This is a genomic window from Phocaeicola massiliensis B84634 = Timone 84634 = DSM 17679 = JCM 13223, from assembly GCF_000382445.1.
Taxonomy (GTDB): domain Bacteria; phylum Bacteroidota; class Bacteroidia; order Bacteroidales; family Bacteroidaceae; genus Phocaeicola; species Phocaeicola massiliensis.
Window position 1 is genome coordinate 3,020,171 of the sequence record NZ_KB905472.1, and the last position, 13,913, is coordinate 3,034,083.

The window sequence follows — 13,913 nt, forward strand, 5'->3', positions numbered from 1 at the left end:
ATAAGCCATGTCAGTCAAACGGGTTGTTATCATCGGAGCCACTTCGGGCATCGGGCTGGAAGTAGCCAAAGGCTACCTGAAGGCCGGATGGCAGGTAGGCATAGCCGGACGCAGGGAAGAGGAATTGGAAAAGCTCCGCCGGACTGCTCCCGGACAGGTGTGTGCCCAAGTCTTGGACGTCACTCACGAAGATGCACCCTATTTGCTGAAACAACTGATAGACGAGTTGGGAGGTATGGATTTATTTTTGCTGAGCTCAGGCATTGGTAAACAAAACCTCTCTCTGACACCCGATATCGAATTACAGACTGCCGCCACCAATGTGGAGGGTTTCATCCGCATGGTGACGGCAGCCTATCATTATTTTGAACAGCAAGGACACGGACATCTGGCTGTGATAAGTTCCATTGCCGGAACCAAAGGACTGGGTTCGGCTCCCGCCTATTCCGCCACCAAACGTTTTCAGAATACTTACATCGAGGCTCTCGACCAATTGGCGCATATCAACCGCCTGCCCATTGTGTTTACTGATATCCGTCCCGGATTTGTAGCCACCCCGCTACTGAAAGACGACAAATATCCTCTGCTGATGAACGTTTCCGCAGTCGCCGCCCACATCATCAATGCACTCAACAAAAAGAAACGCACCGTCATCATCGACCGGCGTTATCAAGTGCTGGTGTTCTTCTGGAGGCTTATTCCCAAATGGTTATGGGTCAAGTTGCCCGTCAAGAATTAAAAAGCGAAAAACCTATCACAGGCAACCACTTTCATTTTACCTTGTAATAAAAAAGGACCGGATTAGAATCCTCTTCCACCCGGTTTAACAATTCCAGCATCTTCACGGTGGTCTTTGCCTTGACTTTCGGATAAGTTTCAACCAAAGACTTCAAGCTCATCAAGCTTCCTGCCATAGCCACAAAGCATATCCTTTCTTTTTCACCGCCCACCGGAGTATAACCGTGCAAGTTATACCCGTATTCAGACTGGAATATATAATCATATTTACGAACAGCGTCGTCCCATTTTGACAAGATATACAACCTATCAAACAAGTTTGTTCGGAACAATAAATGTTCGGAAGTTTCGGTCACATCCGTCATCAAATAAACCAAGCCTTTCTCTCTGGAGAATTTATTCAAGTCACGGCAGTCATACACCTTATCCTTTGCATCCTCCGGAAATGTTTCATTCATAAAGTCAATAGTACAAGAAGGAGATGCCGATTGGTTTTCTAACTTATAAATTGTATTATCAAATTTCCGGGTAAACAGCACAGGCGATGAAGCACTCAACTGATGCCCTGCTATAAAACAAAATGGGGCAATTTCTATCAATGGTTCCAACAAGCCCGTTGTCTCTTCCCCGTGAATCGCAGTTATAGAATTTTCCGACAACCGGCCATTGGCGTAAGTTTCATTCTCCAAATAAATAAAATCTCCGTCCAAAGCAATAGAGTGATAATAACCGGGCAATTTCCGGCTACTGATGAAATTGCCTTCCGCATCAAAACGCAGCAACGCTGACGGTTCGGTCAACAGCACCAACTGATTTTTTCGTTTGTCAATGGCGACATCCATCACAGCACTATACTCTTCCGGCCCCATCCCAACCCGATGGATAGTAAACAAATGTTTCCCATCCATATTAAAAGCCACCACTTGTTTCCCCGCTTTATCAAGTATATAAAGATTCCCCTTCCATTCTATCAACCTGTTGACACGGGCAATCAGCGCATCGTCTTTCGTCTCTAAGGCAATAACGCGAGAATCATATAAGAATGTAGTATCTGCTATCGATGGCTCTCCTTCTTCTAAAACAGCCGTTGCTTCACTTCCATATTGTGAAGTAGCGCACCCTGCTCCAAGCAATAACAAGAACAACAAAAGGAAATATTTTGTCCGCATAATATTTATGTTTCTCAAGGTCATACAGATATATCAACATTGAAAAAAGGATTCAGGTCCTTTTTCATTAACTACTTGAGATATAAGCCTATACTCGCACACAGCCAAAGTGCACAATAATAAATTCCTTTTCATAAGTATTTCAATTTTAAAGTTAACAATTACACTAATATACATCTTATATTGAATAGAAAAAAAATAATTTTATGCTTTTCTTTGTAACAACATTCTCTCTGCTTCCGTCTATCTAGATGAAAGCGCTTTTAAAAAGAGAACCTGAAGTATAAACATAAACAAAATAAAACCATGAAAAAGTATATATTGGCATTAGCACTGTTGTTTGTCTGTCACATCGGTTTTGCCCAAGACCTTAATTCTCTGTTCGATGAATTCAAGAAAGAGCCTAACGCAGACTGTATTAGCATTTCACCTTTCATGATGGCTATCGGAAAGATGTTCATGGGCAACGACAGCGATGCGAAGCTTGCCCGAAAGTTCAAATCAATAAGAATTTTGGATTTGGAAGCCTGCTCGACAAGCGTAAAGGAACGCTTCAGCAAAAAGATAAACGCACAGCGAATTAAAGACTACGAAACGCTGGTTCAGGTAAACGATGAAGGTGAAAAAGTGCACATTCTGGCAAAAAGTAAGAACGACGTGATACGCGAACTGCTCATCGTCTGCACCGGGAACGGCGATTGCACATTGGTACAGTTAAAGGGAAAAGTAAGCAAAGAAAAAATAGCCAAACTACTGGCAAAAGAAGAAATGATGTAACATGGACGCCGCTAGTTTTAAACAACAATTTCTACCTTGCCATGCCAAACTCTATCGAGTGGCCTTCCGGCTGATGGGCAACGTTCAGGATGCCGAGGATATGGTGCAGGAAGCGTATCTGAAATTGTGGAAAAAGCGCGACGAACTTTCCGAAGTTGCCAGCATCGAGGCTTATTGCGTGACGCTTATCAAGAACTTGTGCTACGATTCCCTGCGTTCCTGCCGACCGGACGAAGACAGCCGACTGCCCGAAGAGCTTAAGCTTCCGACAGACAGCAACATCGCCCGCGAGATAGAACAAAAGGACGAAGCAAGGCAGGTAAAAAGACTGATTAGACAGTTGCCCCGGTCACAGCAACAAATCATCTTGCTGCGTGACGTGAATGACTGTTCCTACGAAGAAATAGAACAAGTCACCGGGCTTACAGCCGTCAATATACGTGTATTGCTGAGCCGCGCCCGCAAAAAGATACGTGAACAATTTAATGAAATTATGAACTATGAAAGTAAATGAAATAGAAGAATTACTGGTCCGATATTATGACGGCGAGACGAACGAGGCCGAAGAAAAGGAACTGAAAGAGTTCTTTGCCCAAGCGGACGTTCCGGCACATTTACTTGCCGAGAAGAGACTCTTCATGCAGCTCGCCTCACAACCTGAACCGGAGACACCCGAAGGACTGGAAAGTAAATTAAGCGGTCTGATAGACGAATGGGACACGCATGAACGGCGAACCACGAAGATAAAAAAGCATACACGCATCATCCACTTACAGTGGGTGGGCAGCATTGCCGCCAGTCTGCTCATCTTGTTCTCGGTAGGAATGTATCTGTACAAACCTTACACTCCTCCCACTCCGCAAGACACCTGCTCTTCTCCCACCGAGGCATACGCAGAAGCTCAGAAGGCACTGTTCATGTTCTCGTCAGCACTTAACAAGGGAGTGCAACAAATGGAAACGGTGCACGAAACCACCGAAAAAGTACAAAAGAATGTAAACCAACAGTTGAAACGATTTAAAAACTTAAGACAATGAAACGTACATATATTATTACCCTGCTATTGTCCCTTTGCTCATTATTCACTTATGCGCAAGAGTCTTTTTTTGACAAGTATGCCGACATGGAAGGCGTTACGTCCGTATATATATCCAAGGCGATGCTCAGCCTGATGCCCGATATGAAAACAGAGGAAATCTATATCGGAGAGCTGGCAAGCAAGTTGGACAATATTCAGATTCTGAATTGCGAAAAAGCATCTGTCACTGCACAGATAAAGAAAGATATCAGCTACATCAGTCCCAAGAACGGCTATCAAGAGCTGATACGTATTAACGATGAAGGTGAAAAAGTTACGATTTTCCAGAAACAGAATGAGGGAAAGCAAAAAGAATTCGTATTGCTGTGCGAGGAACAGAATGAGCTTACCATCATCATCATCACCGGAAACTTAACATTGCAAGAAATTCAAAGCATCGTTAATAAGAATTGACGAAGGAGTGCTCAAAAAAGACCTTGAGGTTTTGAAAAAAGACCTTGAGGTTTTTGAAAAAGATGAAAGAGTTTTTTTAAAAGACCCAGGTCTTTTATCAGGGAACTGTTATCACGAAAAGCCTTCCGCCTTTTTCATTATAACGGTTCTTTGTGACAGATTTTATCCATGTAACACGTTTCACATCAATCCATTATAAATCAATGTATTATCCCCACAATATGTGTGAAACATGATTTGTATTTATCTCTGTTCAAACACTTTTGCCGGAAGAAAATCCGTAAATATGTACCCAAAAGGTCTCTTAAGACCTTTCCCAAACAATAGGGAAAGTTTTCTCCAATAGTAGTAACAGTCTTCAAGAACAATACCTATTGTTTGGGATATAAGATACCGTCACATTATCTCAGTTCTTATACTTCACCAGCATAACCACCGGATTAGACTCCTCATCCAATCCCGCTGCCACCTCTTTCAGTCGGCCCTTCAATCCATCTTCTTGATAAGCCTCGACAAGCTGACCGGCCGACAATGTCTGAACAGCCGCGATTCCATTATTATTGATTGGATGCAAAAACATATCCACACTGCGTTTCTTTACAAAATCACTATTGAGCACCTTTGCCTTATAAAGCTCATTGGTCTGCTTATCGTACATAAAATCGTTCATAAAGAATCCTCGCCCGGTAGTAAAATCAAACTCTTTCTTTACAGTGTGAAGAAAATAATAACGATCGGTGACAGCCCCCATTGTCAGAAGTATCTCCGGGTCCTTGGTAGGTGCTTTCACAAAGAACGGAACCAGTTTATTCTTTTCGGGCACATAATTATATACTGTGTCCGAAGAACAGTCAACCAGCAGCCATTCTCCCCGATTCGGAATAATCGGACGTACAGAAGTCATCGCCACTCCGTCTCCCTGATGCACACAAGGGGTCTTGATTATATCATAAGGAAGATAAATGTCGCGGGTAACACTTCCATCTTTCTTAGAAATGAGCGAATGATAAGATTTCCCTTCCTCTCTGGACTGCCCGTCCTTATAATAAACAGACGCATCATAACAAATCAGATTGTCTTTGTCATAATTGAGAACATCCATGTATTCGGTATCTTTGGGATGAGCGAAAGAGCGCTTGAAGTTTCCCGACAAATCATACACATAAATCTTCTTCGCTGCAGCGCAGTTGACAAACATTTCATCGTTGTTTTCATCCAGAATAATTCCGCTGATAAAATTATATTCTTCGGCACCTTGTCCCTTCCGGTTTATTTTCCGTATGGCTTTACCGGTTTTTCTGTCATAAACAAAAATGTCGCCATCGTTTGCCCAGTTCTTCACCAACAGATACTTGTCACCTATATCCATCACGCTCCCCTGAGTCACAAATTCATCACTTGTCTCCAACGGAATGTATTCCACATCCATAAAATCCTGAAGAACTACTTCCTTCTCGGAATGTTCGGTGGCAATATCCACCGTAACCATCGTTGTCTGCTCTTTTTCCGCTCCGCATCCTGCACACACAGCCACCAAGAGCAGTATCGCAAATAGTTTTTTCTTTTTCATTGTATTATTTGGTTTGATAAATCATTTCTTTCTTTTCTGCGTAGGCAAAGAAAACTCATGTGTCCGGCTCATCGCACCATTGCTCTCCGTGGTATAAACTCTGAACACAGCCTCTCCTGTCTTCAGCCTTCTGCCACCGCGAATAGTTGCCGTATAACGAATCGTATTTCCCACCGGCATATAGGCAATCTGTTGTGCCGGAGAAATAAGAATATGTTTCATGCCGGTCACTTCTTCAATTATGGGAGTAACATTGTAGGCGGGAGTATCACCGTCATTCACCACATCGAATACCAGCTTACTGTCTTCCTCGGCATCAATCGTGTGGTTACGGTTCTCATCGATAAAGCGGAGATTTGTAACATGCAAGCCTGAATAAGCCGGGGCATAATTATCATATTCCTCTTCCGCACCATCGTCCTGTCGGGGCGTAGTCACTGCATTGCCTACAGCAGCTCCGGCTACTGTTCCCGCCAAAGCTCCGAACTGCGAAGCATTGTATCCGCCTGCCCTGTCACCTACAATGGCACCCAGCACACCTCCGATGGCCGCACCTGCCTGCACTGCCGCCGGGTTCCCTTGCATACCATAAGAAGAACATCCCGATAGGATAAGGGTGGAAAGCAATATCAATGCTACTTTTTCCATAAGCTATGTGTTTGTTTACTCTTTTTATAGATAAAAATACACCTTTCGGAAGAGAAAACATCCATTTTTCCGTTAAAGTTTCTTATCGCTGCAAGACGACAGACAGATAAGGCTAAATAACATAATTACTAACGAAAAAGGGATATTTTTCCCTATATTTGCCCGCAAGTATTATCAATGAACAAATAAAAATGGAATTAAAGACACAATATCAACAACGAGTTGACGAAACGGAAAGAGAACTTCAAATAGTAAGGAACAAGATTCTGCGCATCAGCAGTCTGCGGGTTGTCCTGTTTTTGGCAGGTATCTTCGGAGTGATATATGGCTATGATGCCGGAGCAGCTGCCTTATGCTTGATCACTGCACTCACCTTCGTACCGTTTCTGATACTGGTGAAGTTTCACAATAGACTCTTCTTCCGAAAAGAATGGCTGGAAACATGTATTCGCGTCAATCAGGACGAGATTTCCGCATTGGATAATAACTATGAGCCGTTTGACGAGGGGGCGGAGTTTGTTAACGCAGGTCACCGCTATTCCCTAGACCTCGACATCTTCGGACATCATTCACTGTTTCAGGCAATGAACCGCACCTGCACTTCGTTCGGAAAAAACAAATTGGCGGAATGGCTGCAAAAACCTTTGGAAAAGAAAGAGGAAATAAGGGAACGGCAGACAGCAGTCAGTGAACTTGCCGGGTATGATAAGTTCCGCGAATGCTTCCGCATCACCGGCCTGCTTTACAAGGGCGAAGCCGATGACCGAAACGAGATTAAGGAATGGACGGAATCTTCTGCTTATTTCAGCCGAATGTGGTGGAGTCGTCCTATGCTTTGCCTTGTGCCTTCGGCCAATGTCATCCTACTGGCACTAGGAATGACAGGAGTGATTTCAATGAGTTGGTTCGGGCTTGCGTTCGGTACTTTTGTGGTGGCAAGCTTCGGGCTTATCAAACACGTCACAAACCTGCAAGGGATATACGACAAAAAGCTCCGCATCCTTTCCATTTATGCCAAACTCATTGCACTCATTGACAGGCAAGAGATGAAAGCACCATTGCTCGCCCGCCTCAAAGCAAAGTTCGGCACGGATGGGAAAAGAACTTCCGAAATACTGAAGGAACTGGCTACCGAACTGGACAAACTGGACTTGAGGAACAACCAAATTATGTACGTCCTCTTGGAGGGATCTTTGTTTTGGCAACTCCGCCAGGTGATGCGTATCGAAGCGTGGAGAAAAAAATATGGAGAATGTCTTCTTCATTGGCTGGATATGCTCGGCGAAATGGACGCACTCTGTTCGATGGGAACTTTTGCGTTCAATCATCCTGCTTATACTTATCCTGTGATAGCCGACAAACCGTTTGTCTTTTGTGCGCGGGAGATGGGACATCCGTTGATGCCCGTAAGCCAATGTGTGAAAAACGATGCAGAAATTCCTTCGAGACCTTTCTTTGTCATCATTACCGGAGCGAATATGGCCGGGAAAAGTACTTATCTGCGTACCATCGGAGTAAACTATGTACTTGCCTGTATCGGCAGTCCGGTGTGCTGCGACTCGCTCGAAATCTATCCTGCCCGGCTCATAACCAGCTTGAGGACTTCGGATTCGCTCAACGATAACGAATCGTATTTCTTTGCCGAACTGAAACGTTTAAAACAAATCATCGACCGACTGAACTCGGGTGAGGAACTTTTTATCATCTTAGATGAAATCTTGAAAGGTACCAATTCGATGGACAAACAGAAAGGGTCTTTTGCCCTTGTCAAACAGCTGATGACACTGAAAGCAAATGGCATTATCGCTACACACGACCTCTTGCTGGGCAAATTAATCGAATACTTTCCCGATGAAATCCATAATTATTGTTTTGAGGCAGATATTACAAACAATGAGCTGACTTTTTCCTATAAGATGCGTGAGGGCGTTGCCCGCAACATGAATGCATGCTTTTTAATGGAAAAGATGGGGCTGGTCATCAACGACTAACCCCACCCAACAATTTATCACATTAACGTCTTAAGCAAGTAAGGTTCACCTTCACAGGCTTGCTTTACTTTCATAACATAAAGAGTCATAGAAAAAATCAAAATTTATTAGTCTCTAAGCAACGTGTGAAATCTAATGCATCTTGTCCGGTCAGATAGTACACGGAAGATGCTGCTTCATACGTATAAGGGATGAAACGGAATAACTGGACAGCCGCAAATCTCTTATCATGAGAAATGAGATAATCCATCCGAACGTTACCGTTTGACTTTACTTGTACATCACTGTCTTTGCCAAATGTTTTCTTATCCAACCGGGCTGTCAACACATGCAAATCGCATACATCAAAGAAACAAGACCCCTCTTTGGTCACACTCCCCGTAGGAGTGTAAACCCATTCTTTGCTTCGCCAGAAAAGACGGAAAAGGGCAGTAAGAATCAGAATTGTACCGACCGTCATAAATACCATGCTCATGGTGGATGTAGCATCACCCATCCGCAAAGAGGTAACGAAAGCGCCAATACCGCCAATGGCAAGTAAAGCCGAAACAATAACTGATGAAACACTGATACGTTTTACTATATCGGGATGTACTCTTGAAAACAGAGTGACATCTGCTGAAACTGCATTATTCATAATCTTCAAATTTATTCTGTTACTAATAAGAAAAATATAATTATCCTTATACACCGAATTATTACCCTGCTGCAACAAGATAAAATCAATGCATAAAAAACACAAGTAAAAGAATAAAATCTAAATCAGAATACGCCTCATGCCAAAGATATAATGCTCGCAAGCATCATCCCAACTTTGGCTGCGCGAAGTATCATAAACACGTCTTGAACAATGAGTAAGCACGTCCATACGTGTGGCCAGTTTGCGCAATAAGGCTTTAATATATTGTGTAGTCTCTATAGAAGAGAAACGATATAAACGCTCTGCTGAAGTACTTACGCGATGAGCTAATGTGTAGGCATCGCTGAACTCCATGTCAGCCAAATATCTTTCTCTCTCCAAAGGAATAATAGCACCTTCATTCACAGAATGTGAGTGAGTGAAACAGTCATCTTGCACAGCACATTGCCCCGGCACAGCTATCGAAGAAGCTACGCTGAGATGCCCTGTCTTGACTCCTGCCAATGCAAGCACAAAGAATAATATGATTGCTATGAATCCTTTCATCTTTTTATTTTCCTATTGCAAAGATAGAAAAATTCATCTTCCCTGTTTCATTTCCTATATTAAATTAACAAACAACAAGAGAATTTGTTCAACAATTACAAACAAATAAAAAAGGGTCGTAACCAATTGATTACGACCCTTAGTATATATAGTTGTGTACAGATTACTCAGCTTTTGGGGCTTCTTCTGTAGTTGCAACTTCTGCAGCAGGAGCTTCAGCAGCACTCTTCTTAGAACGACGAGTACGAGTTGCCTTCTTAGCAGTTGCAGTCTTAGCCATGTTTTCATCATAGTCAACCAACTCGATGAAGCACATTTCAGCGTTATCACCCAGACGATGTCCTGTCTTGATGATACGAGTATAACCACCCGGACGATCTGCTACCTTTACAGAAATTTCTTTGAATAATTCTGTTACAGCGATTTTATCTTGCAAATTGCTAAATACTACACGACGTGAATTAGTAGTGTCATCTTTAGACTTTGTAATTAAAGGCTCAACGAATTTCTTCAAAGCTTTAGCCTTTGCAACAGTCGTAGTGATTCTTTTGTGCTTAATCAAAGAGCAAGCCATGTTAGATAACATAGCGCTTCTATGAGAAGCAGTACGACCTAAATGATTGAATTTTTTATTATGTCTCATTTTTTATTCTTTGTCTAATTTATACTTAGAAATGTCAGTTCCAAACGACAGATTCAGACTCTCGAGCAAATCATCAAGCTCCGTGAGCGATTTCTTACCGAAGTTTCTGAACTTCAACAGGTCGGTCTTATTAAACTGTACCAAGTCACCCAATGTTTCCACATCAGCAGCTTTCAAACAGTTCAAAGCACGAACAGAGAGATCCATATCAACCAGCTTAGTCTTCAGCAACTGACGCATATGCAATACTTCTTCATCAAATTCTTCATTGCCGTCCACGTCAGAAGTCTCAAGAGTGATCTTTTCATCAGAGAACAACATAAAGTGATAAATCAATATCTTAGCTGCTTCTTTCAAAGCTTCCTTCGGATGAATGGAACCATCGGTAGTAATTTCCAATATCAGCTTTTCATAGTCAGTCTTCTGTTCAACACGGAAGTTTTCTACCTGATATTTTACATTACGTATCGGTGTGTAAATAGAATCAATGGGAATTACATTTACATCGGTACAGTATTCACGGTTTTCATCGGCCGGAACGTAACCTCTACCTTTGTTAATAGTAATATCCATCTGTAAAGTTGCTTTTGAATCTAAATGGCAAATAACCAATTCAGGATTTAACACTTCAAATCCAGTCAAATACTTACTTATATCACCTGCCTTAAATTCACTAGAATTCTCAACGGTAATGCTTACCTTCTCGTTTTCAAATTCTTCTACTACTTGCTTAAATCTGACTTGCTTCAGATTTAAGATAATGTTGGTAACATCTTCTTTTACACCGGGAACAGTAGCGAACTCATGTTCTACACCTTCGATTTTAATCGTGTTGATTGCAAATCCTTCCAGTGAAGAAAGAAGAATACGGCGCAAAGCATTACCTACGGTAATACCGAAACCGGGTTCGAGTGGACGGAATTCAAATTTACCAAATTTGGAATCCGCTTCCAACATTAATACTTTATCAGGTTTTTGAAATGCTAATATCGCCATGAAATTAATTATTATTTAGAATACAATTCAACGATCAAGTGTTCTTTAATGTTTTCAGGAATGTCTGCTCTTTCAGGTGTGTGTAAGTACTTACCTGCTTTAATGCTTTCATCCCATTCCAACCAAGGATATTTGCTATGATTGAATCCTGCCAGTGAATTTGCAATCACTTCCAAAGATTTAGATCTTTCGCGTACACCTACAATCTGACCGGGTTTTACAGCGTATGAAGGAATGTTTACCACTTTACCATCTACTGTAATGTGCTTGTGACCCACCAACTGACGAGCAGCTGCACGAGTAGGAGCAATACCCAAACGGAACACCACGTTGTCAAGGCGAGCCTCTAAACTCTGCAACAAGATTTCACCGGTAATACCGGCAGCACTCTCTGCCTTTTCAAACAGGTTACGGAATTGTTTTTCCAATACACCGTAAGTATATTTAGCTTTTTGTTTTTCTGCCAACATGACACCATACTCAGAAGTCTTTCTTCTTCTGTTGTTACCATGCTGTCCGGGAGGATAATTCTTCTTAGATAAAACTTTATCTGCTCCAAAGATTCCTTCACCGAATTTACGGGCAATTCTTGATTTTGGTCCAGTATATCTAGCCATTTTCTTTTTCTAATTTAATTGTTACTAATGAACTTAATTTGTTGCAGCCGCGATTACAGAAAGGAAAGTGCAATCCATTATTAACAAAATCAAGTTACATATAAAAATAGGGTTATCTTTTATACTCTTCTTCTCTTCGGAGGACGACAACCATTGTGAGGAAGCGGAGTTACATCGATAATTTCAGTAACTTCAATACCAGCTCCGTGGATAGTTCTGATAGCAGACTCACGTCCGTTTCCAGGACCCTTAACGTAAGCTTTCACCTTTCTCAGGCCAAGATCAAACGCAACTTTAGCGCAATCTTGTGCAGCCATCTGTGCTGCATAAGGAGTATTCTTCTTAGAACCTCTAAATCCCATCTTACCTGCAGAAGACCATGAGATAATCTGACCTTCACTGTTTGCCAGAGATACAATGATGTTGTTGAATGAAGAATGAACATGCAACTGTCCATTAGCATCAACCTTCACATTTCTCTTCTTAGCTGCGACTGTTTTTTTTGCCATATCAACAATTATTATTTAGTAGCTTTTTTCTTATTTGCAACTGTTTTCTTTCTTCCCTTACGTGTACGGGCGTTGTTCTTTGTACTCTGACCGCGAACCGGCAGACCAATACGATGACGCACACCACGATAGCAACCAATATCCATTAATCGCTTAATGTTCAATTGCACTTCTGAACGAAGATCACCTTCTACTTTGTATTCAGCACCGATGATTTCACGGATTTTAGCTGCTTGGTCATCTGTCCAATCTTTTACTTTAAGATCTCTGTCAACACCAGCCTTATCCAAGATTTTTGCTGAACTGCTGCGTCCGATACCATATACATAGGTCAACGCAATCTCGCCTCTCTTATTCTGAGGCAAATCTACACCAACTATTCTTATAGCCATATACTAAATTATTTTTTTTGCAAAAATAATAAATTATCCTTGACGTTGTTTATACTTAGGATTTTTCTTGTTAATAACATACAAACGGCCATTTCGTCTAACGATTTTGCATTCCGGCGTACGTTTCTTTAATGATGCTCTTACTTTCATATCTTATTTCTTTTTTACTTGTATCTAAAAACGATTCTTCCTTTAGATAAGTCATAAGGAGACATCTCTACTCTGACCTTATCCCCGGGTAATATTTTAATGTAATGCATTCTCATTTTGCCAGAGATATGAGCGGTAATCTCATGCCCATTTTCCAACTCAACACGAAACATTGCATTTGACAATGCTTCTACGATAACTCCATCTTGTTCTATTGCGGATTGCTTTGCCATATTAAATTGCTTTATCTCCTAATACTTGTTCGACATATTCAAATGAGGATAAAATATCTGCTTTTCCTACTCCTATTGCAACAGTATGTTCAAAGTGAGCAGCACATTTCCTATCTCTCGTGCGTACTGTCCATCCATCTCTCTCCATTACTATCTGACGAGAGCCCAACGTAATCATTGGTTCAATGGCAATACACATTCCTTTTTTCAATAGAGTGCCATATCCTCTTTTACCATAATTGGGTACTTGTGGATCTTCATGCATATCTTTACCGATGCCGTGTCCCACAAACTCTCTTACCACACCATAAGTATTTGATTCGCAATACTGCTGAATCGCATAACCTATATCACCCAATCGCTTCCCATGAATGGCATTCTCAATGCCTAAATAAAGAGCTTCCTTTGTTGTTTTCAAAAGTTTCCTTATTTCCGGGTCAACTTCACCAACACAAAATGTATAGGCTGAATCACCACAGAAACCATTCATGTAAGTACCACAATCAACAGAAACAATATCACCTTCTTTTAAAGGAATATCATTCGGAATGCCGTGTACAACCTGATCATTTACAGAAGTACATAATGTACTGGGAAATGGATCACCATTTTGATTTGGAAAACCTTTAAAAGTAGGAATAGCACCATTATCTCTAATAAACTCTTCTGCTACCTTATCCAGTTCCTTGGTTGTTACACCTGGTTTTATCAATTTAGCAACTTCAGCCAGAGTTTTACCTACAAGTAGGTTACTCTGACGAAGCAGCTCTATCTCATCATCTGTCTTAAGAAATATCATCTT

19 protein-coding genes are annotated in these 13,913 nt (G+C 41.6%); 6 read left to right on the forward strand and 13 right to left on the reverse strand.

The features are described from left to right. Window positions 1-7: 7 nt before the first annotated feature. Complete coding sequence (locus HMPREF1534_RS06630; protein ID WP_005941793.1) at window positions 8-739, forward strand: SDR family NAD(P)-dependent oxidoreductase; 732 nt, start codon at window positions 8-10, stop codon at window positions 737-739. 31 nt (window positions 740-770) lie between these two features. On the opposite strand, the gene HMPREF1534_RS06625 is transcribed toward HMPREF1534_RS06630, so the two are convergent. Then, window positions 771-1,907: a 6-bladed beta-propeller gene (locus tag HMPREF1534_RS06625; protein WP_005941796.1), complete on the reverse strand. Its 1,137-nt coding sequence runs from the start codon at window positions 1,905-1,907 to the stop codon at window positions 771-773. Window positions 1,908-2,213: 306 nt separating this feature from the next. Here HMPREF1534_RS06625 and HMPREF1534_RS06620 point away from each other — a divergent pair, with 306 nt between their 5' ends. The 4 genes from HMPREF1534_RS06620 to HMPREF1534_RS06605 are packed head-to-tail and all read left to right on the forward strand — an operon-like array spanning window position 2,214 to window position 4,176. Continuing rightward, window positions 2,214-2,684 (forward strand): DUF4252 domain-containing protein, encoded by a 471-nt coding sequence (locus HMPREF1534_RS06620; RefSeq protein WP_005941799.1) that lies wholly within the window; start codon window positions 2,214-2,216, stop codon window positions 2,682-2,684. Window position 2,685: 1 nt separating this feature from the next. Further along, window positions 2,686-3,198, forward strand: coding sequence for an RNA polymerase sigma factor (locus HMPREF1534_RS06615; RefSeq protein WP_005941801.1), 513 nt, complete (start codon window positions 2,686-2,688; stop codon window positions 3,196-3,198). Next, window positions 3,185-3,721, forward strand: coding sequence for an anti-sigma factor family protein (locus tag HMPREF1534_RS06610; RefSeq protein WP_005941804.1), 537 nt, complete (start codon window positions 3,185-3,187; stop codon window positions 3,719-3,721). The genes HMPREF1534_RS06615 and HMPREF1534_RS06610 overlap by 14 nt, the downstream gene beginning before the upstream one ends. Further along, a complete protein-coding gene (locus HMPREF1534_RS06605; RefSeq protein WP_005941807.1) occupies window positions 3,718-4,176 on the forward strand; it encodes a DUF4252 domain-containing protein in 459 nt (152 codons plus the stop codon). The genes HMPREF1534_RS06610 and HMPREF1534_RS06605 overlap by 4 nt, the downstream gene beginning before the upstream one ends. A 406-nt stretch (window positions 4,177-4,582) precedes the next feature. Here the strand turns inward: HMPREF1534_RS06605 and HMPREF1534_RS06600 are convergent, their stop codons facing one another. Together HMPREF1534_RS06600 and HMPREF1534_RS06595 are read right to left on the reverse strand one after the other, a co-directional pair. Then, on the reverse strand, window positions 4,583-5,746 hold the full coding sequence (locus HMPREF1534_RS06600) for a 6-bladed beta-propeller (protein WP_005941810.1): 1,164 nt from the start codon (window positions 5,744-5,746) through the stop codon (window positions 4,583-4,585). Between the two features lie 21 nt (window positions 5,747-5,767). Beyond that, entirely contained in the window at window positions 5,768-6,394 is a 627-nt protein-coding gene (locus HMPREF1534_RS06595; protein ID WP_005941817.1) for a hypothetical protein, read from the reverse strand. Window positions 6,395-6,585: 191 nt separating this feature from the next. Here HMPREF1534_RS06595 and HMPREF1534_RS06590 point away from each other — a divergent pair, with 191 nt between their 5' ends. Further along, the gene (locus tag HMPREF1534_RS06590; protein ID WP_005941820.1) at window positions 6,586-8,385 is read left to right on the forward strand and encodes a MutS family DNA mismatch repair protein; all 1,800 of its coding nucleotides are present in this window, start codon (window positions 6,586-6,588) and stop codon (window positions 8,383-8,385) included. Between the two features lie 97 nt (window positions 8,386-8,482). Here the strand turns inward: HMPREF1534_RS06590 and HMPREF1534_RS06585 are convergent, their stop codons facing one another. The 10 genes from HMPREF1534_RS06585 to map all read right to left on the reverse strand — a co-directional run bounded on the left by HMPREF1534_RS06585 (window position 8,483) and on the right by map (window position 13,910). Then, window positions 8,483-9,022: a hypothetical protein gene (locus HMPREF1534_RS06585; RefSeq protein WP_005941823.1), complete on the reverse strand. Its 540-nt coding sequence runs from the start codon at window positions 9,020-9,022 to the stop codon at window positions 8,483-8,485. A 120-nt stretch (window positions 9,023-9,142) separates the two neighbouring features. Continuing rightward, window positions 9,143-9,571: a hypothetical protein gene (locus HMPREF1534_RS06580; protein WP_005941826.1), complete on the reverse strand. Its 429-nt coding sequence runs from the start codon at window positions 9,569-9,571 to the stop codon at window positions 9,143-9,145. 163 nt (window positions 9,572-9,734) lie between these two features. Then, window positions 9,735-10,214, reverse strand: coding sequence for a 50S ribosomal protein L17 (rplQ, locus tag HMPREF1534_RS06575; RefSeq protein ID WP_005941829.1), 480 nt, complete (start codon window positions 10,212-10,214; stop codon window positions 9,735-9,737). A gap of 3 nt (window positions 10,215-10,217) precedes the next feature. Beyond that, the gene (locus HMPREF1534_RS06570) at window positions 10,218-11,210 is read right to left on the reverse strand and encodes a DNA-directed RNA polymerase subunit alpha (protein ID WP_005941832.1); all 993 of its coding nucleotides are present in this window, start codon (window positions 11,208-11,210) and stop codon (window positions 10,218-10,220) included. 11 nt (window positions 11,211-11,221) lie between these two features. Next, window positions 11,222-11,827 carry a 30S ribosomal protein S4 gene (gene rpsD / locus HMPREF1534_RS06565; RefSeq protein ID WP_005941835.1) on the reverse strand — a complete coding sequence of 202 codons (606 nt, stop codon included), beginning with the start codon at window positions 11,825-11,827 and terminating at the stop codon, window positions 11,222-11,224. Window positions 11,828-11,946: 119 nt separating this feature from the next. After that, complete coding sequence (rpsK, locus tag HMPREF1534_RS06560) at window positions 11,947-12,336, reverse strand: 30S ribosomal protein S11 (protein ID WP_005675443.1); 390 nt, start codon at window positions 12,334-12,336, stop codon at window positions 11,947-11,949. A gap of 11 nt (window positions 12,337-12,347) precedes the next feature. Then, complete coding sequence (gene rpsM / locus HMPREF1534_RS06555; RefSeq protein ID WP_005941839.1) at window positions 12,348-12,728, reverse strand: 30S ribosomal protein S13; 381 nt, start codon at window positions 12,726-12,728, stop codon at window positions 12,348-12,350. A 33-nt stretch (window positions 12,729-12,761) separates the two neighbouring features. Then, on the reverse strand, window positions 12,762-12,878 hold the full coding sequence (ykgO, locus tag HMPREF1534_RS19885) for a type B 50S ribosomal protein L36 (RefSeq protein ID WP_002558051.1): 117 nt from the start codon (window positions 12,876-12,878) through the stop codon (window positions 12,762-12,764). Window positions 12,879-12,892: 14 nt separating this feature from the next. Continuing rightward, the gene (infA, locus tag HMPREF1534_RS06550) at window positions 12,893-13,111 is read right to left on the reverse strand and encodes a translation initiation factor IF-1 (RefSeq protein ID WP_002558052.1); all 219 of its coding nucleotides are present in this window, start codon (window positions 13,109-13,111) and stop codon (window positions 12,893-12,895) included. A 1-nt stretch (window position 13,112) separates the two neighbouring features. Further along, entirely contained in the window at window positions 13,113-13,910 is a 798-nt protein-coding gene (gene map, locus HMPREF1534_RS06545; RefSeq protein ID WP_005941844.1) for a type I methionyl aminopeptidase, read from the reverse strand. Between the last annotated feature and the right edge of the window lie 3 nt (window positions 13,911-13,913).

Bases quoted from the DNA above. Each gene is read 5' to 3' on its own strand.
- HMPREF1534_RS06605 (WP_005941807.1), top strand. From the start codon at position 3,718: ATGAAACGTACATATATTATTACCCTGCTATTGTCCCTTTGCTCATTA.
- ykgO (WP_002558051.1), bottom strand. From the start codon at position 12,878: ATGAAAGTAAGAGCATCATTAAAGAAACGTACGCCGGAATGCAAAATC.
- HMPREF1534_RS06590 (WP_005941820.1), top strand. From the start codon at position 6,586: ATGGAATTAAAGACACAATATCAACAACGAGTTGACGAAACGGAAAGA.
- map (WP_005941844.1), bottom strand. From the start codon at position 13,910: ATGATATTTCTTAAGACAGATGATGAGATAGAGCTGCTTCGTCAGAGT.
- HMPREF1534_RS06615 (WP_005941801.1), top strand. From the start codon at position 2,686: ATGGACGCCGCTAGTTTTAAACAACAATTTCTACCTTGCCATGCCAAA.
- infA (WP_002558052.1), bottom strand. From the start codon at position 13,111: ATGGCAAAGCAATCCGCAATAGAACAAGATGGAGTTATCGTAGAAGCA.
- HMPREF1534_RS06630 (WP_005941793.1), top strand. From the start codon at position 8: ATGTCAGTCAAACGGGTTGTTATCATCGGAGCCACTTCGGGCATCGGG.
- HMPREF1534_RS06620 (WP_005941799.1), top strand. From the start codon at position 2,214: ATGAAAAAGTATATATTGGCATTAGCACTGTTGTTTGTCTGTCACATC.
- rpsM (WP_005941839.1), bottom strand. From the start codon at position 12,728: ATGGCTATAAGAATAGTTGGTGTAGATTTGCCTCAGAATAAGAGAGGC.
- HMPREF1534_RS06570 (WP_005941832.1), bottom strand. From the start codon at position 11,210: ATGGCGATATTAGCATTTCAAAAACCTGATAAAGTATTAATGTTGGAA.
- HMPREF1534_RS06625 (WP_005941796.1), bottom strand. From the start codon at position 1,907: ATGCGGACAAAATATTTCCTTTTGTTGTTCTTGTTATTGCTTGGAGCA.
- HMPREF1534_RS06600 (WP_005941810.1), bottom strand. From the start codon at position 5,746: ATGAAAAAGAAAAAACTATTTGCGATACTGCTCTTGGTGGCTGTGTGT.
- HMPREF1534_RS06585 (WP_005941823.1), bottom strand. From the start codon at position 9,022: ATGAATAATGCAGTTTCAGCAGATGTCACTCTGTTTTCAAGAGTACAT.
- rpsK (WP_005675443.1), bottom strand. From the start codon at position 12,336: ATGGCAAAAAAAACAGTCGCAGCTAAGAAGAGAAATGTGAAGGTTGAT.
- rplQ (WP_005941829.1), bottom strand. From the start codon at position 10,214: ATGAGACATAATAAAAAATTCAATCATTTAGGTCGTACTGCTTCTCAT.
- HMPREF1534_RS06580 (WP_005941826.1), bottom strand. From the start codon at position 9,571: ATGAAAGGATTCATAGCAATCATATTATTCTTTGTGCTTGCATTGGCA.
- rpsD (WP_005941835.1), bottom strand. From the start codon at position 11,827: ATGGCTAGATATACTGGACCAAAATCAAGAATTGCCCGTAAATTCGGT.
- HMPREF1534_RS06595 (WP_005941817.1), bottom strand. From the start codon at position 6,394: ATGGAAAAAGTAGCATTGATATTGCTTTCCACCCTTATCCTATCGGGA.
- HMPREF1534_RS06610 (WP_005941804.1), top strand. From the start codon at position 3,185: ATGAAAGTAAATGAAATAGAAGAATTACTGGTCCGATATTATGACGGC.